Genomic DNA, 19545 nt, shown 5'->3' with positions numbered 1-19545 from the left:
TGAAAACCTGCCTGCCAAGTGATCAGTGAGGACCTGCTGCCAGTGTTTCGCGCGCTCGTTGTCGAAGATCAGAATCTGATGCGGCTGGCGCTTATGGACCAGATTCGGGCGAGTCTCGGAAATTGCGTTGTCCTTGGCGCCGAGACATTGGAAATCGCTGCGCGAGAGCTTCGGAGCGCTGAGTTCGATCTGGTCGTCATTGATCCGGGACTTCCCGGCTTCGATCCGACGCTGGACGCTGATCGCGTTGCCGTCGTCGGCACAATCATCGAAGCCTCGCCAAGCGCGATCCACATCGTCGTGACAGGCTCAGACAGCGATTCTGAGGCCGAAAATTTTCGTCAAATCGGCGCGGCCGGCTACCTCGGCAAGACCGGGCTGGAGCCCGGGGTGTTTAATGACGTGCTCGACGACATTTCCACCAACGGATTTGCAGTTCGGCTTTCGCGTGTGGCGATGACCATGCCCGACGTTCGGTATTCCGTCCTGACGCCAAGAGAACAGGAAATTATCGACATGATGACCCGTCGCGAGCCAGGCATGACGCGTACGCAGGTTTACCAGGTAATGGCGGATCGCCTCGGCATCGATCCCAGCTCGGCGGAAAAATATTACAAACAGGCGCGGGCAAAATTGATGAAGAACGGACACAGGTTACCGCAGGGTCTCTAATCAGATGTCATTGATAACCGTCCATGGGGTCAAGGTGCCCCTGCGTCCTGACGACGTCTCGCCTGTCATCTGGCAGGCCCTCGACAACGAAACCTATGAAGCCAAGGAAGCCAAGTGGATATCGAAGGCCGTGAAGCCCGGTGATCGCGTTCTGGAACTCGGCTCAGGCATCGGCATCATCACCTCGCTTATCGCTCAGATCCCGGACGTTCAGGTGTGGGCCTTTGAAGCAAATCCGGCGTCGGTTGCCCTTGCCAAGCGCGTCGTCGACGCCAACGATCTGGACAACGTGGTGCTACTGAAAGGGATTCTTGCAGCCGGTCCGCCACGCCCATTCACCTTCTATCTCCGCAAGGACCTCTGGATGTCCTCGATGGACAAAGATCAGGGGCCGTACGAGCGCGAAATGACGATTGTCTCGACTGACGCCGACGACTTCATCGTCCAGCATGGCGCCAACGTCCTTGTTATGGACATAGAGGGCGCCGAAAGGGAACTCTTGCAGCACGCCAAGCTCCCAGGCATCGAGCGCATCTACCTAGAGCTGCATGATCACTTGTATGGCCTGGATGGAATCCGCGATATCACCCACGCATTGGCGCTAAAAGGCTATGCGTATGATCCCCGCGGGTCCCGCGGACCGTGCGTGCTTTTCACCAAGGACGACGGCCCACGCGAATATGAAGAGGTTGAACCAGATGCGGCGTGATGCTCTTGCTCCTTGTCTTGCCTTCGCAGTCGCCATGGCTGTTGCCGGGCCAACGGCCGGCAAGGGCGCCTTCGCGGATCCCGATACACTCACGCTCGAAGATGCATCGGGCAAGGCCATCCAAACCCTTACCGTCGAGCAGTTGAAGACCGAATTTCCGCAACAGACCTACGATACGCGCACGCCCTGGACGAAAGAGGACGAGAAGATCGTCTATCGGGGGCCCCTGCTGAAGGACATATGGGCGAAAACCGGGCTCGCCAACGTCGCTAAAGTCAAGGTGGTCGCCTACGACGACTTCGTGTCTGAACTCCGCATGGACGAGATCCAGTCATATGCGCCTATCCTGGCGGTCGAGCGCCAATGTACAAAGGATGACCGCAGCCAAGGACGATGCAAAGGCGATCAGCAGTTCCGCCCCATCACCATGAACGAGAAAGGTCCGATCTTCATGGTCTGGCCATTCGATCGCCTGCCCGCCTCCTATGTCCCAGCCCGTAATGCTATCTGGGTCTTCTTTCCGGTGGTGCTGCGCGCGGACCAATGAGATTGGGCACCAGCCGCTTTTTTGCTGCCTTGCCTTATCTTGGGCTGGCGCTCGCCCTCCTCCTCAGCACTTGGGCGTTCGTCCGATCGGACCGCTACAGGCAAGAGACGGACGAGATCCTCAACCAGACCTACGAGATTCAATGGCGTGCGACCCAGGTGCGCGAGCGGCTTGTCAGGGTCCATGGCTATATCCGTCTCGCCGACGAAGCCGGCAAGCTCGATCCTGACATCAACCGGCAAATGGCTCTTGTGAGCGTCAACATCGCTCAGCTTCTGGCGCTGCCGTACCTACAGCATTTCTTCCCGCAGAAAGACATCGAACTCCTGGAAAACGTGCGTCGGACAGTCGAGCAAAACGTCGCGCCGGTCGTCGAAGCTGGTTCCAATTATGCGGATGCCCTCGACCACATGACCAATCTCGAACAGGACATGTACGAGATCTCTAGCGCCACCGTTGATCACAGCACGACGCTCCAGGAAACTGCTCAAATCGATATAGCCGCATCCCGCAACTGGTTCATGTTCGCGATTGCGCTGGGACTGGTCGCGATCTTCTATCTCATAACCCACCAGCGTCACGCTTACGTCAGCCGTCGCGATCGACACATGCGCTCATTCGCCTCGCTGTTCGCGCATATGACGCGCTCCCGCGTCACCGCTTTGCGACTGTTTCTGGAGGGCACCGGTTCGGAGCAACCTCTGAGAGAAGAGATGTTGAAGGCTGCCCGCAGTGCGGCGAATGAGCTCGAATCCATCAATGACGGTTTGCTCAAAATCGCCTTTTCGCAACGAGATTCGCATGTCCTGCCGCTCGCCAAGCTTTTGCTGGACCTCAAAGATCGGAACGGTATCGTGCAGCTGTCAGTCGATTCCGAGGCGGGAACACAAGCCGTGCCGGCAACCCAGTTTCAACTGGTGCTGAGCGAGCTCGTGCAGAACGCGCTCACGGCGGTCGAAAACACCGACAGGCCGAGCGTTGTCGTAAAGGCATCGGTCGTGCACCGGCCTATTTTTCGCCGCAACGTTCTGTTCCTGGAGGTCGCAGACAACGGTGTCGGCATGACGCCAGAAGTCCTGCGCAAAGCAAAGACGCCCTTCTTTTCGACCCGGGCCGGGAATCACGTCGGCCTCGGCCTCACCGGCTGTTCCCAGATGGTCGCCACACTCAATGGGAGGCTTTTCATCGATAGCAAACCCGGAGCGGGCACTGTCGTCAAGGTCCGCATCCCAATAGGTGCATAATGATTGGCCTTATGGGGCATAGGCCTGGCTCTTCCCTTCATGCGTGTCACTCGATGTCGAACAAGACTCCTGGGCGAGTGGCAGTGCATTGGAGCAGTTTACGGTATTGGTCGCGCGCCGAATGTACGCCTTCCAGGCGTCCGAGCCGGACTCGCGGCCGCCGCCTGTGTCCTTTTCGCCGCCGAACGCGCCGCCTATTTCGGCTTCCGAGGTGCCGATATTGACATTGGCGATACCGCAGTCCGAGCCGTCGGCGGAGAGGAAGCGTTCGGCTTCCTGCATGTTGAGCGTGAAGATCGAGGACGAGAGGCCGGCGGTTACCGCATTGTGTTCCGCGATGACCCGGTCAAAATCGGAATACTTCATAATGTACAGGATCGGCGCGAACGTTTCATCGAGCACCGGTCCGGACTGCCTCGGCATCTCGACGATCGCGGGCCTCACGTAATAGGCGCTATCCCTGCCGGCATCGAAGACACGGTCGCCCCCGTCACCGAACCGCCTTCGGTCTTCGCCGAAGCGAGCGCCTTCTGCATGTTTTCGAACGCTTGCTTATCTATCAGAGGACCGACGAGGGCAGACGTTTCCAGGGGGTTGCCTACCGAGACGCTCTGGTAGGCCTTCGTCAGGCGCGGAACCGGCTTATCGTAGACACGCAGCGTCGCGCAGCGCTGTCCGGCCGTACCCATGGCCCCCGAAGGCTAGCGCGCTGAGCGCCATATCGAGATCGGCAGACGGGCATACGATGCCAGCGTTGTTGCCGCCGAGCTCAAGGATAGAGCGTGCGAAGCGCTGCGCCAGGCGGGACCCAACCTCTCTGCCTATGCGGGTCGACCCGGTTGCGGAAACCAGCGCCACCTTCGGGTGATGAACGAGGACCTCGCCTATGGAGCGGTCGCCGACAAGAACCTAGGAGAGGTTCGCCGGAGCTTCGCCGAAGCGCGCGATCGCGCGTTCGAGGATCGCCTGCGACGCAAGGGCAGTCAGCGACGTCGTCTCCGAAGGCTTCCAGACCACAGGGTTGCCGCAAACCAGCGCAAGGGCCGCATTCCATGACCAAATGGCAACCGGAAAATTGAACGCCGAGATCACACCGGCCACGCCCAGCGGATGCCAAGTCTCCATCATTCGGTGGCCAGGCCGCTCGGTGGCAATGGTCAGCCCGTAAAGCTGGCGCGACAGACCGACGGCGAAACCGCAGATGTCGATCATTTCCTGGACCTCGCTGAGCCCCTCCGACGTGATCTTGCCCGCCTCGATCGACACGAGGCGGCCGAGGTCCTCCTTGGCTGCTCGGAGTTCCTCGCCAAGCAGGCGGACGAGCTCGCCGCGCTTCGGCGCGGGAACGAGCCGCCAGGTCTTGAAGGCTTCGTGAGCGGCTTCGATGGCCTGCGCGGCGTCGATGCCCGACACGGTCATCAGCGCGCCCACTTGCTCACCAGAAATCGGACTATAGGTCGCCATGTCGCCCCCGGACCCCAGACCACGCGGGAGACGGCCCAGCTTGTCCAGGAGGCGCGAGGTTTCCTGTTTCACCTCGACGGTCTTTGTCATAAGTGGTCTAAGTCCAGTGTGCGCGGCGTCAGATGATTGATGTGAGGCCCTTGAACGAGACGACGTCGGCGACTAGCCGATGAGCGTTGTGGAGCCGCTCGTACATGTCAGCGCTGACGATCGCCTTGTCGTGCCATCTGAAAGTCTGGAGCGCCTCCCTAACAAACCGCTTGGCGTCCTGCCCGTCTAGGCCTCCCTGTCGCTCCGCCTTTTCGACAAGGTCGAGAGCGCCGTCCGTGAATATTTTCCGCTTCGACAGAACGTCGGCGGCCTACTAGTTGCGCAGGACCTCGTTTTTGATGAGGTCGAGGCGGACCAGCGAGGTGACCGCGCGGAACGGGTTGATCTTCAGGCTGGCGTCGCCGACGGGCCGGAACGCCGTCGAATGCACGGGGACGCCCGCGGTGGAGAGGCTGCCGGGTCCACTTCATGAGGAACGTGCTGACTCAGAGCTGGTTGCCCGCCGATCCCGCCGTATTCACGGAGTTTGTCACGGCGCTGATCGAGCGCGCGGAGCAGGAGGACGCCGACATGAAAATCGACGGCATCATTCTACCTGAATACGCGCTCACTTGGGATCATCACGAGCATCTCGTCGAGCATTTGGCGAACAATCACGATGAAATCGAGTTCGTCGTGTCAGGTTCTCGGACAAACCTGCGAACAGGCGGAAGGGAATTTCGCGCTTACAAGCTCGATTAATCGATCGCGGAGCGGCAAGCCGATTATCCAAACTAACTCGCGAGGCAAGCATCACCGCTGGCGCCTGGATAAGCCCCAGATTGAAACTTACGAGCTCCAAGAGCGGCTCGATACAAAGTTGAAATGGTGGGAGGGTATCGCGCTGCATCGTCGTCAGGTTCATACACATGTCCTTCGAAACGCGTCCTCTTTCATGACATTCATCTGTGAGGATTTTGCACGCTCCGACCCATGCCACGAGACTGTGCGAGCGCTGGGGCCAACATCGTGTTCTGCCTTCTAATGGACAACGTCCAAGTACCGATTCGCTGCCCTGGGCGATACGCGGCGATCTTGGCTGAAGATCCAGGCTCGTCAGTTCTGACTTTCACTTCGCGCGGCCTGATCGCTCGTGCAGCCGAGTCCGAAAAGCGATGTGAAAACGGTCGGGGAAGCGCGCAGAGAGCGGCTGGAACCGGATACGCAAGAGCCGTCAACTGGTCAGTAGGGCTATGGCGAGACAATGAGAAGACCTGCGAACTGCATTGTCCGCCAGGAGATCATGCCGTCGTCCTCAGGCTTAGGAATCGGCCTGTTCAGGATGCCTCGTACGATGACCGTGTGGACCGCGACGGTATGGTATGGATTCACGAGGAGTCTTATCCCGTTCGGTTGAAAGAAAACGATTCTCGTCTAGTAGCCTTAGAGCGTTACGACCGTATGAACTCGTCAGATCGACACGGCACTGCAAGCGACCCACGCGACAAACAAGCAGGATGAGACGCGCGCAATTTGGGATCTCGCCGCCGCAGCGCATTCATCAGGCAGCCGTTAAGGCAACACTCTAAATGCTTTCGGGGAACTTTGCGGAATTTAAGTGCCCCGACCCCTTTCAAATTTGGACCGAATTCCCGCGTCCCCACTGCAAATAGCTGGGATGCCGTGATCACGCCTGCTGTTGACAAGCATATGATGCTGCCCGCTCGTTCGCGTTCATCCAGCGAACACTTCCTTGTAACCGGTCGTCACCATCCAGTTCGCCCGGTCGAGATGGCTTCGCACGGCTTTCCGCGCCCGCTCCGGTTCTTTCGCCGGATCGATGCCGAGGATGATCTTCGCCATCTCCTCATAGCTGGCATTGTCGGCACCGGCATCCAGAAACCTCATGTAGGTCGTGAAGTGCTCCTTGTCGTAGGCGGTCAGGCCGTCGGACCAGGGGACTTCGTCTTTAAGACCTGGTTGAACTTCTGGGTATTTCGTCATGATTTCGGACTCCGGAAAAAGTAGTCGGGAGTTTTCTTTTCGATGGGCAGCGGATGGAAACATCGTCCCTAAGGCGAGATCCGTCATGGTCCGCAAATGCCCGCTCGATGAGATAAGCGATCCTTTTAGCGATGCAGCTCTAGGTTAGGGATGAATTGCAAGAAGCTCAAGACTGTGTGGCTCTAGCGGTGGTCAACGCCCGAGGACGACTGAAAGAGGCTCTGCAACGTAGCCGGGATGCGGCGTTGTGTCGTTGGCCGCGGGCACGATCATCGGCGCGGGCAGCGATTCGTCGATCTTGGCCGGTCCGATCCTTTCCCAGTCGTAGAGGAAAATGTCCTCGTAGAACCTGGCAATGTCGCGGTCGTAGAAGATCAGGCTCGCGTCGCGGTTGAATCCAGTTCCGGCCGTAGTCCAGTTGTGGCTTCCGATAAGTACCGATTCGCCGTCGATGAGGATGCCTTTGGTGTGACAGTTCATCTGCTTGCGGATTTTCCCCGTGTCGAAGCCGTAATCCTTGGCATTGCTGATCGTGTCGCGGTCTTCCGAACCGAAAGAACGGAAGATGATGCGGACGTCGAGACCTGCATTTTGCTGTGCCAGAAGGGCATCGAGCAGCTTGCGGTAGTTCTCTCCCACGGTCTTTGTATTGAAGCTCTGGTTTTGGAAAAAGACCGTACGCCTTGCCGATCGAATAAACGGCAGCACAACGTCGATGTAGTTGTCAGGTGTAAGGACCGGCTGCACGTCGATCTCTCGAGTGTCCGTCATCGGCTGGAAGTATCGTGGCTTCGCTGCTGCTTCGAGCGTATCGACCGTCTGATCAGTCGGCACCCACACCAGCGGCTCGTCCATCACCGCTTCTGGCGCTCCTTTGGCCTCCTCGAGGTCGCGCAGGATATGCGCTTCGTAGAGCTCGCTTAGCTCCTTGTCTTCAAGCACCACGTGCCACTCGCGGTTGTAGAGCCTGAGTGCTGTCGCGTCCCCTGGGTTGGTGAGAGGCGCTACGTCGGGCTGATTTGAGCTCTGCCAGTTTCCGCTCGACAGCCACATTGCCGAGCGGTCGCGCACCGCGACCTTGATATGGTAGGCGGAATCGAAGATTCCTGTCTTGCCTACGCTCGCCGGAGCGAAGTTGAACTTGCTGCCCTTTTCGTCACGGATTTTAGTCACGGCTTCGTAATCGGTGAAATCGCCCGCGTGTACCTTGCCGCCCATCTGCAGCACGAGAGACATCGTCTCCGCTTTGGCCTTGACCGCGTCGAGAACGCCGTTCACCACGTTGACGGCGCCAAAATCGTACATCGCGACAACCAGTGACTTCGTCGTTGCTGCCAGGAATGGCCCCAGGACCGGCCAGCTTGCGTCGGGTCCCGTATGCAACGTGAACTTTGTCGATGTCTTGCGCCGCGTGAGAGGCAGATCAGGCCGCGGCTTGTAGCTGGTATGCCAGGTCGGAGGTGCCTCGTCCCCGGCACTGAGTCCCGTAAGATCCGCTGTCGAGGCAACCGTAACGTCGGTACGCACGCCATCGATGTAGGAGGGCAGCGGCATCACCCCGCGGGACTCAAGCGCGCCGAGGTCGATCTTGCGTTTGACTGCGATGACCACTGCGCGCTGGTCGGTAATCTCGCCATTCTCGAAGCGATAGCCCGGTTTGACCGCAACGACGTCTTCGCGATTCGCGAGGAGAGCGCGTGCGGTGCGTACGGCGGCGAGCGTCTTCTCCTTGTCCGGAGGAGGACCGCCCGGCGGCGGTGCAGCGGTGGTCGAACCCGGGCCGGCGGAAGGAGTTGGCATCGGGCCGGCCGGGGAGGCGGCAGCAAACGTTGGCGATGCACCGCCGTCGATCTCCACTGTAATCCTGAGTGGCACCGTGAAAGTGACCCCACCCCGTCCCGAGGTCGGACTGCCTCCCCCTCCGCTGTTTTCTGGCATGACAGATCCTCCAGTGTTTTGTAGCAGGCCGCGGGCGCGTGCAAGGCAGCGCCTGAGCTGGTCCACTGGCACCGCGTCGTTCTCAATGAACTCAATGCCGCGATAGTGCAGCGCCACCACTTGTCCGGTACCGATGTCTATGACGGGTGAGCCAGAGTTTCCACCTAGCGTCGAGCAAGAATGGGTAATGTTTTCATCACCAACGCCGAGCAGGTTGCCCACCGCGACCCGCTTCTTGTCGTAGACGCCACCGAAAATCTTGTTGGCGAGCTGCTGATCCGAGAACCGGATGTCGCTTGCCGGATATCCGACCACGGCCACAGGCAGCTTCGCCGGCGGCGGGTCACTGGCGAGCTGCAGTTTCACCCGACCGATGGCCGACGAGCTCTGCCCGAGCTTTAGGAAGGCGACGTCGGGTAGATTTTCCGGCGCCACCCAGACGACGCGCTCGACAGTCACAGGATCCGAAGCAGCGTTCCCGTATTCCTGGAGGAAGTCGATATCGGCGCCGATCGGGGTGCGCGCGTCGAAGCCGAGTTTGAAGGTGAAGCCTGCCCCGCTAGTCTGCGCAAAGAGGTTTGCGACATGCCGATTGGTGACAACCAGCCCGTCGTCGATCACCCAGGCAGTCCCGATGAACGGGTTGTCGAAATTGCTGACGTCGACGCGCCCGATCGAGGCCATGCTGCGATTGAGCATCGGCGCCCTGGTCATCAGGATCTGCCGCCAAGCCGTCGCCTCGGCGCGGGCGCTGTTGATGTCGATAGTATTGTTCTGGACGAGGAAGACCGGAGTACCCACGGCGAAGACGATGGTTTCGTCGTTGGTGATCGGCGGCGGCATTGCGCCACCCGCCCCGAAGGGCCGTGGTGCGGTGGGTGGGGGCGGTGCGCCGCCGGCCGGTTCCACGCCCTCCTGGACCGGCTGCGGAGCGGCCCGCGACATGCCGCCATAGCGCGCGTTCATCGCCTTGGTGGCATCGTCCACCCATTCGGATTGCTTCGCCTGTCTCTGCACTTCGCCGATATTGGCCAGCACTTCCGACGAGCTCGCGTTGGCAATTTGGTTCGCTACGGTGCGTAGGCGTTGCGAGTCGGGGAATGTCATTTTGGTCCCTCCGTCCAAAATCCCACACGGGTTTCTTGGCCCGCATAACGCAAAGCATACGATGCCAACGCTATTAGCCGACGCAAGTTATTATACGATTTCTACATCAATGTCGTCTTAAATCACAGGAAGATAACATTCGTGATACATCAATTGTCGGCACAATACTAGACGGTTTGCATGGAAACCAAAGGACGCTGTCCACCTGGCTCTACTGCTGAACGAGATTGCGCTTGGTTCCAGCGCATTAACGACCTGCATCCGTCCTACAACTCCCTCCGAAGCGAGCTTTGGCTGATATCGTTGAAAAGGTGCGGGATCTCGGCCCCATCGGCGGATATAGGGTCAGGATCAGACGTCTCGTGCCGGGTCAAGCGGCGAGCGACCATGTCAGCGCAGTACAAAGGCGCTGTCAGGTCATGGAAGTCGGCCTGCCGGTGCGGCGTGCATGCTGCACAGCGACAGCTTCAACTCGCTCGGCGTCGGCATGGCGCTGCGCGAGCCGATCGGCATCGCATCCTCGCCTCGGGCTGCACGATGGTGGTGAAGTCTTCGGAGGTCACGGCCGCAACGACGATGCTGCTCGCCGAGGTGCTGGCTGAAGCGGGCCTTCCGGCTGGTGTCTACAACGTCATCACCGGCTCCGGCCGCACGATCGGTCAGGCAATGTCAGAGCATCCCGCTGTTGATTGCTCTCCTTTACAGGCTCGACGGCCGTCAGCCGTTCCTGTGTCCACGCTGCAGCCGTAGCGACACGGACCTGCCGTCTGGTATTGTCGAACCGACGCGTAGGTTGTAATGGCGTCATATGACGCTAAGGGCAGGAACTTTCCCTCAACCGGGACAAGTGTTGATATGCGATTTTGGACCAGAACCCGACAAGATTGAAGAACCAGGGATGATGAAGGGCCCGCTCGGCGTCAAGCCTGAGATGTACAAGGAGCGTCACTTCGTTGTCCTGAGTGCGCTGCGGTACCGTTGTTCGAAGAGGCGCGGGAGATGTTTTCTTCGATCGGCCGAAAGAGAACGGACGAGGTCTTCACCTGCGGAGAGGCGCTCTCGAGGGTGCGCGAAAGGGCCCCCAGCCAGGAAGTGTTCGAGCGATGGTCGAAAAGCGCATGCAGCCTGACGAGGCGAGCGGCGAGCAACTACATCGCGGTTCACAACAACCTGCGTGAGCATCGGAACGTCTTGGTCGATTGCAGCATGCCGGCAGCGGCAATGTACGCTCTGGCGACAGCCGAACAGGAACTCGTCGCTTACGTAGTCGCGGACCTGAAGGCAGGTAAGCGGGCGACTGTTCGCGAAATCAAGAGCCTCGTTTCCGGTGAAAGCCAAAGCCCGAAACCAGATCCTGCCGACGCCGCTGGAGCGGAGGGCCTAAGGGCGCTCGCACGGCAGAAGATCCAGGAAGCAGTTCCGATCCTCGTCGAGCGGCTGTGGGGCATCCTGAAGGATGTCCAGGAGGCGCTCGATCCGCATTTCGAAGGCAAGAAAGTCGCCAAAGGAGCCCTCGTCGGGAAAGTGGAGCATTCAGCATATAGAGCCGGAGCAGAGCTGCAGAGCCTGGCGGTCTTCGTCGAACCGAACTCCCAAAGCAGCAGCGATTGGATCGTACATCCGGCGCGATTACCGCACGGAAGCCAGCGGTGGAAGGTTTCCCAGGTTCTTTACAAGCTCGGCGGCCGCGAGGATTGGCCGGATGCTCGGAGGCTGGCTCGTGAGGGACGTCGTGCCGGCGCTCGAATTCGCTGTCGGGCAACCCACTAAAAAGGTGCTGGGATAGGTAAAAGGAAAGCGGTCGCCTCCTCACGGGGCGAACAGCTGACGCCCAGCGCGTACCTGGCATTGCGGCCCGCACCGACCACGTCTCGGTGGGATCCTTCACCCAGCTCGGCGAACTTCCGCGTCGCGGACAACCGTGGCCCGCGGCCGAAGCTCCAAGAGAAAAGGACCCGCTGATCGGCGAAGGCAAAGGCGTCGCTCTCCGTTGCGACGTGGTGAGGAAGGTAGGCCGTCAGCGGCAGCTTAGGTGGGCTATTCGTGACGCTCCTGCCCACTTCTCGGTGCGAAGAAGCCCTTCCGCCTGCAGGAGCGGCTCGACTCGCGTCATCCGGGGAGGGTAGCGAGAGAGTTGCCCGAGTCGGACGGGACCGTTGGTGGCGTCGAGATCGAGCACACCGAAACGATCCGAACAATGCCGCCTACCGAAGGAAACGCTTCTCATCAGCCTTGGTCTTCTCCATGCGCTGAAGCCGGAAAATTTCCTCGACGGGGACGATATCCTTGTGGACGTTCAGCACGCCACCATCGGCGATGATGCGACGGAAGGTGTCCTGCATGCCAGTCGCGGCGGCGCGGATGCCGTAGTTGCCATAGATCACCATCCGGATATTGCCGAGCGCCTGAATGCGCTTGGCGTCGAGGTCCGGAAAGGCGTTCGGCACGATGGTCAGCGGCACATCGCAATCCCACGCCCCCGCGAAGCTCTCGATCTCGGACGGATCGTTCTTCTTGGAATGGATCAAGATCATGTCAGCCCCGGCTTGCACATAGGCCTTGGCGCGCTGCAGCGCCTCTTGCTCGCCGAGACCGGCGATCAATGCCTCGGTGCGGGCGATGACCAGAAACTCCGGATCGCCGCGGGTGCTGATGGCCGCTTCTATCTTGCCCTGGAATTCCGCGACCGGGAGCAATTCTTGGCGTCCGCCCGCGGCGAGGCTGGTGACCTTCGGGAACGTCTTGTCTTCGATCACAACCGCCGAGGCGCCGGCGCGCTCATATTCGGAAATGGCATGGATCACATTGACCGCATTGCCGTAGCCGGTGTCGATATCAGCAACGATCGGCAGCGACGACCGGCCAGCGATCGCCCGCAGCATGTCGAGGTGCTGCGTCATCGAGATGAGGCTCATGTCCGGCAGACCGTAAAGGGCGGAGAGCTCGAAGCCTGAGGCCCAAATCCCGTCGAAACCGGCTTCCTCGGCCAGGACGGCCGAAAGCGGGCTGTGGGCGGCCATGATATGGAGGAGGCCGCGTTCGGCTATACGGTCACGCAGTTGCTTTGCTTTGCTCATGGGTCTTCTCGCTTTCGGAAAGGGCTGCGCAGGCTGCGAGGATGCGGCCGCAGGCGCGCTTCAACTCGTCCTCGCATGCGGCATAGGAAATGCGGATATAAGGCGAGGCCATGAAGCCGCTGCCGGGCACGACCGCGACGCCGAACTCTTCCAGCAGATGCATAGCGAAATCCATGTCACTCTCGATCACCTTGCCCTTGCCGGTCACTTTGCCGATGACGCCGGCGCAGGAGACGAAGACATAGAAGGCGCCGTTCGGAACGCGACACTTCAGGCCCTCGGCACGATTGATCTGCTCGACAACGAGATCGCGGCGCTTGCGGAAGGCGGATACGAAATCGGCGATGTGGTCCTGGTTGCCAGCAATGGCTTCGATCGCTGCATATTGCGAGATCGAGCTGGTATGCGACGAGGTCTGGCCCTCGATCGTGTTCATCGCCTTGATGAGATCCTTTGGACCGGCACCGTAGCCAAGGCGCCAGCCGGTCATGGCGCTGGACTTGGAAACCCCGTTGACCGTCAGCACCCGGTTGATGAGGTCCGGCGCGGCCTCGGCTATCGTCGCGAAGGGCATATCATAGACGAGTTTTTCGTAGATGTCGTCGGACAGGACGTGGACTTCGGGATGCCGGCGCAGGACTTCAGCCAGGCCGGCCAGATCGGCCTTGGAATAGACCGCGCCAGTCGGATTGTTGGGCGAGTTCAGCATCAGCCATTTGGTGCGCGGCGTGATTGCCGCCTCCACGTCTTCCGGCTTCAGCTTGAAACCCAACCGCTCGGGGCAGGGGACCAGCACCGGCTGGCCGCCGGCCAGCCGCACCATATCAGGGTAGGAGACCCAGCAGGGCGTGGGGATGATGACTTCGTCCCCCGCGTCCAGGCTGGCGAAGAGCGCGTTGAAGACCACCTGCTTGGCGCCACAGCCGACGGTGATCTGGTCGATGTCGTAATCGAGGCCGTTGTCGCGCGACAGTTTCTCCCGGATTGCCTCGCGTAGCGGCTTGACACCGGCGACCGGCGTATAGCGCGTCTTTCCCTCGAGGATGGCGGCGACGCCGGCTTTCTGGACAGCCTCGGGCGTGTCGAAATCCGGTTCACCCTGGCTTAGCGTGACAATATCGACACCTTGTTCGCGCAGGGCGGTCGCCTTGGCAGTCATCGCTTTTGTCTGGGAGGGACGGACGGCCTGCAGTCTTTTGGCGAGCAAGGGCAATGGACTTTCCTCAACGCAAGGGAGTTTCTGCCCAGAGCTAAATGAGGCGTCCTTCGCACGCCAGTTTTGGCATCGCGGAAAGCGGCCGAAACGATCGCGTTTTGCGATGCATCATTGAGGCCAGGCCTATTTCCCGGTGTTCTCCTCCTCGGACTTTTTCCGGCAGAGCCGGGTAAGCCAACGGCAGAAAGCTCGGGCGAGATCCGGATTGCCGCTGCGGTCGACCGCATAGGCCCGGTATTGCATGCCGCTCGGCGCACGCGAGCCGGGAAACACTTCCAGGAGGCCTTGCTTGATCAGATCCACAACGACGATATGGGGCGTCACTAGCAAGGTCTGGCCGGTCGTGACCGCCGGCAAGGCCAGATAATGGTGCTCGTAGCGTGCCCCCGAGATGATGTCCGACGTCTTCAGATCCATGCCGCGAAGCCAAGTCGGTAGGATGTCCGGCCGCGAGGTGACGGAAATCACAGGTGTGGTGCGCAGCGCCTCTAAGCCGCGACCGGCGATACAGTCCGGCGCGCCGACGCAAACTAGCTGCTCGTCGTAGAAATCCCAGCGATCTCCAGGTTCGGTCAGGGTCAGGTCCCGGGTCAGAAGCACGTCGAAGCTGTCGGTTGAGGCCGGGGTCGACAGGGTGCTGATGACGTCGACCGTGACGCCGCCCATTTCCTTCGAGAAGTCGCGCAGATTGGGGATAAGCAGCGTGAAGGCGAAGGTCGAGAGCGACGTCCTCACGACAAGCCGGTTAGCATCTTTCCCGTCAGCGCGGCGCATTCGCTTTGCCGTAAAAAAAATCGCGTCGAGCGGCTCGGCAACGGCATCGGCGAACAGCCGCCCGAAATCCGTCAACTGACTCTGGCGTCCGTACCGTTCGAGCAGCTTGGCGCCGAGATATTCCTCCAATACCGCGAGGTGGCGGCTCACCGAGCTTTGGGTTATGCCAAGGGTTTTGGAGGCCCGGGTGACGCTGTTGTCTCGTGCGACCTGCACGAAAGCCCGAACGGCGTTGAGCGAAAGATCCTTTTCCTCGGTCAAGTCTCACCCCTTGCGCACGTGCGGCAACCATCCGGATTCGCCGGTTTCCCATCGCATTATTCGATATATGTCACGCACCTGTAACAAAAGGCTTTGATCATCTGCCGCAATAACAGTTCAGTAGTGGTGGCTTTCCGCCGCGCTCGGCTGAAAGAGGTAAAGCACCATGGCGGCCATCACCATCGAAAAAATAGAAAAATCATTCGGCGTCACGCCTGTGCTGTGTGACGTGTCGCTGCAGATCGCTGACGGCGAGTTCCTGACGCTTCTTGGCCCTTCGGGTTGCGGGAAATCGACGCTGCTGCGAATCCTCGCCGGGCTCGAGGTGCAGACTGGCGGCTCGATCGCGATCGGCGAGCGCGTGGTCGACGGCGTGCAGCCGAAGCGGCGCGACGTGGCGATGGTGTTCCAGTCTTATGCGCTCTACCCGCATATGACGGTGCAAGAGAACATGGCCGTACCGCTCCGGATGCGTCGGCTGTCGGCTTGTCAGCGCCTGCCGATGGTCGGGCGTATCCTGCCGGGTACCAAGGCCATGGTCGCGGAAATCGAAAAGGACGTGATGCGCACCGCCAAGGCGCTCGGGATCGGGCACCTTCTGGCGCGCAAGCCGGGCCAGCTTTCCGGTGGCCAGCGGCAGCGGGTCGCCGTCGGCCGCGCCATGGTACGCCAGCCAGCCGTCTTCCTAATGGATGAGCCGCTCTCCAATCTTGACGCGAAGCTTCGAGTGCAGATGCGCGCCGAGATCAAGGAACTGCACGACCGACTTGGCGTCACCTTCGTCTATGTGACCCACGACCAGTCCGAAGCCATGACCATGTCCGACCGGGTCGCGGTCATGCTGGATGGCGAATTGCTGCAGGTGGCCGCGCCTCAGGAGATCTATGCCGATCCCGATGATCGGCGTGTCGCCGAGTTCATCGGCTCGCCGAAGATCAACATGCTCGAGGCACGAGCGCGCGATGGCGGGCTGGCCGAGACGGCAGCCACGAGCTTCTCCGTTACTGCCGATATCGCGCCGGGGACCAGCCTCGCTCTCGGGATCCGGCCCGAGGCCTTCCACCTCGTCGAGGCGGGCGGACATAACGTCCTGACCGGTGCTGTCCGGATGGTTGAGCACATGGGCTCCGACCTTTATGTGCATCTCGACGTTCTGGGGGCGGACCATCCCGTCATCGCACGCCTGCTTGCCGAGCGTGCGCCGCAGATCAGTTCCGGCCAGACGCTGCATCTTGGCGTGAAACCGGAACGGCTGCTGCTCTTTGGCGTCCACGGACAGCGCCTGCGTCCTCATGGCCAGACGAGCGCGACCGTGCTGCGGATGAAGGAGCGCGCGTAATGAGCATTGCCTCTTCATGTACAGCGGATGCGGTCACATCCTTAGCTGATCGCCGCGCTTCCCAAAAGGCGCTGCGCCGTCACCGGATCACTGAGATGCTCGCCGCTTGGTCGCTCGCTGGTCCGGCACTTCTGCTACTCATAGTCCTGTTCTTCCTGCCGGTCTTCGCCGTCTTTACCATCGCGCTCACCAACTGGCAGTTCGGGGCAAGCTCGCTTTCCTTTGTCGGCCTTGGAAACTTCGAAGAAGTCTTCGCTGACGAGGGGTTCCGTACCTCGCTGGTCAACACGATCGTCTACGTCGCGATCGTCGTGCCCGGAACGATCGTCTTCGGTCTTGCGATCGCGCTCCTGATCGAAAGCGGCAAGTCGTACCGGGCCTTCTACCGTGCCATCCATTTCCTGCCCTACATGGCGACGCTGACCGCCATGGCGATTGCCTGGGAGGCGCTGCTTCACCCGACCATCGGCCTCGTCAACCAGACGCTTGCTTGCCTCGGACTTCCAACGGCCAACTGGCTGCGCGATGACAATACGGTCCTACCAGTGCTTGCGGTCATCGGCATCTGGCAGAACCTCGGCTTCGCCATGGTGCTCTTCCTGGCGGGGCTGAAGTCTATCCCCCAGGACCTCTATGACGCGGCCGACATTGACGGCGCCGACCTTTGGCTCGACCGGCTGCGCACCGTTACCCTGCCGATGCTCGGGCCGGTCTTCATGTTCGTCTTCATCGTCGTGGCGCTCAAGGCGTTCGAGACCTTCGACACCGTGCAGATCCTGACCCAGGGCGGGCCGGGGCACGCCTCCGAGATGCTGCTCTTCACGCTCTACCGCGAGAGCTTCGAATATCTGCGCGCCGGCTATGGCGCCTCGGTGGCCGTCGTCTTCCTCTTCATCGTTGTCGCGCTGACGCTGATTCAGGCCCGCGTCATGGACAAGAGGGTTCACTACCTATGAGCGCCCATCGCCTTGCATTCCCGTCAGCCATCTTGCGCCATGCCGCGCTGCTGATCACCGGCGCGTTGATCCTCATCCCCTTCGTCTGGATGGTCTCGCTCTCGATCAAGCCCCCGGGCGAGATCTTCCGGGCCTCCTTCAGCTTTTGGCCGGAGCAGTTCTACGGGATCGAGAACTACACCAAGGCGCTGACGAACTCGCCGCTGCCGCGCTACATGCTCAACGGCGTTATCGTCTGTGCGATGATCCTGGCGCTGCAGATAGTCGTCTGCGCGCCAGCCGCCTATGCACTGGCCAAGCTCGACTTCCCGGGCCGCAACCTGCTGTTCGCAATGGTCCTGATCGCGCTGATCCTGCCGCATGAGGTTCTGTCCCTGCCGCTGTTCGTCCTGGGCTATCAAATCGGCATTCTCAACACTTATGCGGCGCTGATCTTTCCGTACGTCGTCTCGCCCTTCGGCATCTTCCTGTTCCGGCAGTTCTTCAAGACCATTCCCGACGACCTCATCTACGCCGCTCGCCTCGACGGTCTGTCGGAACTGGCGATCGTCTGGAGGATCATGGTGCCGATGGCGCTGCCGGCGATCATCGCCTTCGGGATCTTCTCGGTGGTCGGCCACTGGAACAGCCTGTTCTGGCCGCTGATCGCGATGCGTGATCAGAACCTGATGCCGCCGCCGCTTGGCATCATGGCCTTCAAAAACGAGGAGGCTGGCAACGACTTCGGCCCCCTCATGGCGGCATCAACCCTCGTCGTGCTCCCACTCATCATCGCCTTCCTGTCCGCCCAGCGCTGGTTCGTTGAGGGGCTCACAGGCGGAGCAGTTAAGTAAGCCAACCAAACGTCGAACGGAGCTTCACCATGTCCCCTATCACGCGACGAGACGCACTTATTGGGGCGGGCGCGATCGGCGCAGCGTTCTTCCTCAATCGCAGCCCACTGCTAGCCGAGGAGCGGATTGAATTGCGCGTCACCGCAGCGCCCTCGACTGTCGCCGATATGTACAAATCAATCGCGGAGGCTTTCGAAGCCCAGCATCCCAACATTTTGGTCAATCTTGACACGACCCAGCGTGATTACGACGCCCTCGTGGATGACACACTTCGTGACGTGCTGACCGGCCAGTTGCCTGATCTTTCCATCCAGGGAAACAATAAAATTCGTCTCTTTGTGGACCGCGGCCTTGCCGTCCCTCTCAACGACTACCTGGCAGAGGAAGCAAAATTGCCAACCAGTACGTTGTCGCCGTCCGTGGCTTCGATCGGACGGTTTGGCGATAAGGTGTACGGGCTAGGGCTCTCGGTATCCACGCCCATAGTTTTCTACAATCTCGATCTGGTGAAGAAGGCCAATGTGGACGCAGTCGCACTTCCTACCACATGGGAAGGCATTCTTGATCTCGCGGCAAGGATCCATGATCCGAGGACCAGCACTCTAGGCGGTTATCTGAATTATACCGGCGGGGGTTGGATGTGGACGGCCCTGATCGAGAGCCAGGGTGCACGAATGATGACTGCCGATGAAGGGAAAGTGGGTTTCGACGGGCCTGAGGGGCTGAAGGCCTTGGAGGTTTTGAAGTCCTTCGGCGAGATCGGGCAATCCACAGTAGACATGCCGCGCGATCAGGTCCGGCAACTTTTCTCCTCGGGAAAGCTTGGCATCCTGGTCGATTCAAGCTCCAACCTTGGCATCTTCGAACGGCAAGCTGGCGGACGCTTTGACATCGTCACCCGCGCTTTTCCCCTTCTTTCGCCGGATGCGCGCCTGCCGGCAGGCGGTGCGCTCGGTGTGGTCTTTGCCAAGGATCCGGCGCGCCAGAAAACAGCCTGGGAGTTCCTGAAATTTGCCGCCAGTGCAGAGGGGCAGACGATAATTGCCGACAAGTCCAGCTACATGGTGGCAAACAGCCTTGTCGCGACCGACGCTGCCCTACTCGGCGGATATTATGCCGAAAGATCAAACATGGCGCCGGTTGTCAATCAGTTGTCCATTCTCGACGGGTGGTACGCCTTTCCTGGACAGAATGGCAGCAAGATCACCAAGGTCATGGAGGACCATTTGCAGTCCGTCGTCAGGCTCAGGGTCGAACCGGCAGAGGCACTGGCTGCCATGTCACGGGACGTGACGGCCCTTCTCCCGCGCTGAGGCTCGCCAGGCCATCAACACCAATGGCGATTGGAATGATGGCGTGGCCGCCGCTTTGGCG

General features: G+C 60.3%; 16 protein-coding genes and 2 pseudogenes. 11 read left to right on the top strand and 7 right to left on the bottom strand.

The annotated features are described in order from the left end of the window. The first annotated feature begins 18 nt into the window (after nucleotides 1–18). The 4 genes from AC0L2A_RS10540 to AC0L2A_RS10525 are packed head-to-tail and all read left to right on the top strand — an operon-like array spanning nucleotide 19 to nucleotide 3172. Nucleotides 19–672 (top strand): response regulator, encoded by a 654-nt coding sequence (locus tag AC0L2A_RS10540; RefSeq protein ID WP_473608690.1) that lies wholly within the window; start codon nucleotides 19–21, stop codon nucleotides 670–672. Nucleotides 673–676: 4 nt separating this feature from the next. Continuing rightward, the gene (locus AC0L2A_RS10535; RefSeq protein WP_473608688.1) at nucleotides 677–1381 is read left to right on the top strand and encodes an FkbM family methyltransferase; all 705 of its coding nucleotides are present in this window, start codon (nucleotides 677–679) and stop codon (nucleotides 1379–1381) included. A 34-nt stretch (nucleotides 1382–1415) separates the two neighbouring features. After that, nucleotides 1416–1928: a hypothetical protein gene (locus AC0L2A_RS10530; RefSeq protein ID WP_065010545.1), complete on the top strand. Its 513-nt coding sequence runs from the start codon at nucleotides 1416–1418 to the stop codon at nucleotides 1926–1928. 2 nt (nucleotides 1929–1930) lie between these two features. Then, nucleotides 1931–3172, top strand: coding sequence for an ATP-binding protein (locus tag AC0L2A_RS10525; RefSeq protein WP_473608687.1), 1242 nt, complete (start codon nucleotides 1931–1933; stop codon nucleotides 3170–3172). Between the two features lie 46 nt (nucleotides 3173–3218). Here the strand turns inward: AC0L2A_RS10525 and amaB are convergent. Together amaB and AC0L2A_RS10515 are read right to left on the bottom strand one after the other, a co-directional pair. After that, nucleotides 3219–4726 (bottom strand): annotated as a pseudogene (gene amaB / locus AC0L2A_RS10520) (L-piperidine-6-carboxylate dehydrogenase). A 28-nt stretch (nucleotides 4727–4754) separates the two neighbouring features. Beyond that, nucleotides 4755–5117, bottom strand: a pseudogene (locus AC0L2A_RS10515) (2-oxoadipate dioxygenase/decarboxylase family protein). A 38-nt stretch (nucleotides 5118–5155) separates the two neighbouring features. On the opposite strand from AC0L2A_RS10515, the gene AC0L2A_RS10510 reads away from it, so the two are divergent. Then, the gene (locus AC0L2A_RS10510; protein WP_473608685.1) at nucleotides 5156–5428 is read left to right on the top strand and encodes a hypothetical protein; all 273 of its coding nucleotides are present in this window, start codon (nucleotides 5156–5158) and stop codon (nucleotides 5426–5428) included. A 972-nt stretch (nucleotides 5429–6400) separates the two neighbouring features. Here the strand turns inward: AC0L2A_RS10510 and AC0L2A_RS10505 are convergent. Together AC0L2A_RS10505 and AC0L2A_RS10500 are read right to left on the bottom strand one after the other, a co-directional pair. Then, nucleotides 6401–6670 (bottom strand): DNA -binding domain-containing protein, encoded by a 270-nt coding sequence (locus AC0L2A_RS10505; RefSeq protein ID WP_473608748.1) that lies wholly within the window; start codon nucleotides 6668–6670, stop codon nucleotides 6401–6403. A 192-nt stretch (nucleotides 6671–6862) separates the two neighbouring features. After that, nucleotides 6863–9715: a phospholipase D-like domain-containing protein gene (locus AC0L2A_RS10500; RefSeq protein WP_473608684.1), complete on the bottom strand. Its 2853-nt coding sequence runs from the start codon at nucleotides 9713–9715 to the stop codon at nucleotides 6863–6865. 537 nt (nucleotides 9716–10252) lie between these two features. Between AC0L2A_RS10500 and AC0L2A_RS10495 the strand changes: the two genes are divergently transcribed. Both AC0L2A_RS10495 and AC0L2A_RS10490 read left to right on the top strand, forming a co-directional pair. Then, a complete protein-coding gene (locus AC0L2A_RS10495; protein ID WP_473608682.1) occupies nucleotides 10253–10465 on the top strand; it encodes an aldehyde dehydrogenase family protein in 213 nt (70 codons plus the stop codon). A 249-nt stretch (nucleotides 10466–10714) separates the two neighbouring features. Next, nucleotides 10715–11485 (top strand): hypothetical protein, encoded by a 771-nt coding sequence (locus AC0L2A_RS10490; RefSeq protein WP_473608681.1) that lies wholly within the window; start codon nucleotides 10715–10717, stop codon nucleotides 11483–11485. A 434-nt stretch (nucleotides 11486–11919) separates the two neighbouring features. Here AC0L2A_RS10490 and AC0L2A_RS10485 read toward each other — a convergent pair whose 3' ends face one another. From AC0L2A_RS10485 to AC0L2A_RS10475, 3 genes are all read right to left on the bottom strand, one after another. Then, nucleotides 11920–12792, bottom strand: a complete 873-nt coding sequence (locus tag AC0L2A_RS10485) for an isocitrate lyase/phosphoenolpyruvate mutase family protein (protein ID WP_473608680.1) — start codon at nucleotides 12790–12792, stop codon at nucleotides 11920–11922. After that, nucleotides 12767–13951: a pyridoxal phosphate-dependent aminotransferase gene (locus AC0L2A_RS10480; RefSeq protein ID WP_473608678.1), complete on the bottom strand. Its 1185-nt coding sequence runs from the start codon at nucleotides 13949–13951 to the stop codon at nucleotides 12767–12769. Before AC0L2A_RS10480 ends, AC0L2A_RS10485 begins: the two co-directional genes overlap by 26 nt. 180 nt (nucleotides 13952–14131) lie before the next feature. Beyond that, the gene (locus AC0L2A_RS10475; RefSeq protein ID WP_473608677.1) at nucleotides 14132–15043 is read right to left on the bottom strand and encodes a LysR family transcriptional regulator; all 912 of its coding nucleotides are present in this window, start codon (nucleotides 15041–15043) and stop codon (nucleotides 14132–14134) included. Between the two features lie 166 nt (nucleotides 15044–15209). Between AC0L2A_RS10475 and AC0L2A_RS10470 the strand changes: the two genes are divergently transcribed. The 4 genes from AC0L2A_RS10470 to AC0L2A_RS10455 all read left to right on the top strand — a co-directional run bounded on the left by AC0L2A_RS10470 (nucleotide 15210) and on the right by AC0L2A_RS10455 (nucleotide 19484). Next, on the top strand, nucleotides 15210–16382 hold the full coding sequence (locus tag AC0L2A_RS10470) for an ABC transporter ATP-binding protein (protein WP_473608676.1): 1173 nt from the start codon (nucleotides 15210–15212) through the stop codon (nucleotides 16380–16382). A 95-nt stretch (nucleotides 16383–16477) separates the two neighbouring features. Continuing rightward, complete coding sequence (locus AC0L2A_RS10465) at nucleotides 16478–17338, top strand: carbohydrate ABC transporter permease (protein ID WP_473608674.1); 861 nt, start codon at nucleotides 16478–16480, stop codon at nucleotides 17336–17338. Continuing rightward, a complete protein-coding gene (locus AC0L2A_RS10460; RefSeq protein ID WP_473608673.1) occupies nucleotides 17335–18171 on the top strand; it encodes a carbohydrate ABC transporter permease in 837 nt (278 codons plus the stop codon). Before AC0L2A_RS10465 ends, AC0L2A_RS10460 begins: the two co-directional genes overlap by 4 nt. 29 nt (nucleotides 18172–18200) lie before the next feature. Next, nucleotides 18201–19484: an extracellular solute-binding protein gene (locus AC0L2A_RS10455; RefSeq protein WP_473608672.1), complete on the top strand. Its 1284-nt coding sequence runs from the start codon at nucleotides 18201–18203 to the stop codon at nucleotides 19482–19484. Nucleotides 19485–19545: the final 61 nt, after the last annotated feature.

The organism is Mesorhizobium sp. WSM4844 (genome assembly GCF_055811775.1).
The sequence above is the reverse complement of the archived record's forward strand: the minus strand, read 5'-3'. Positions and strand labels throughout refer to the sequence as shown.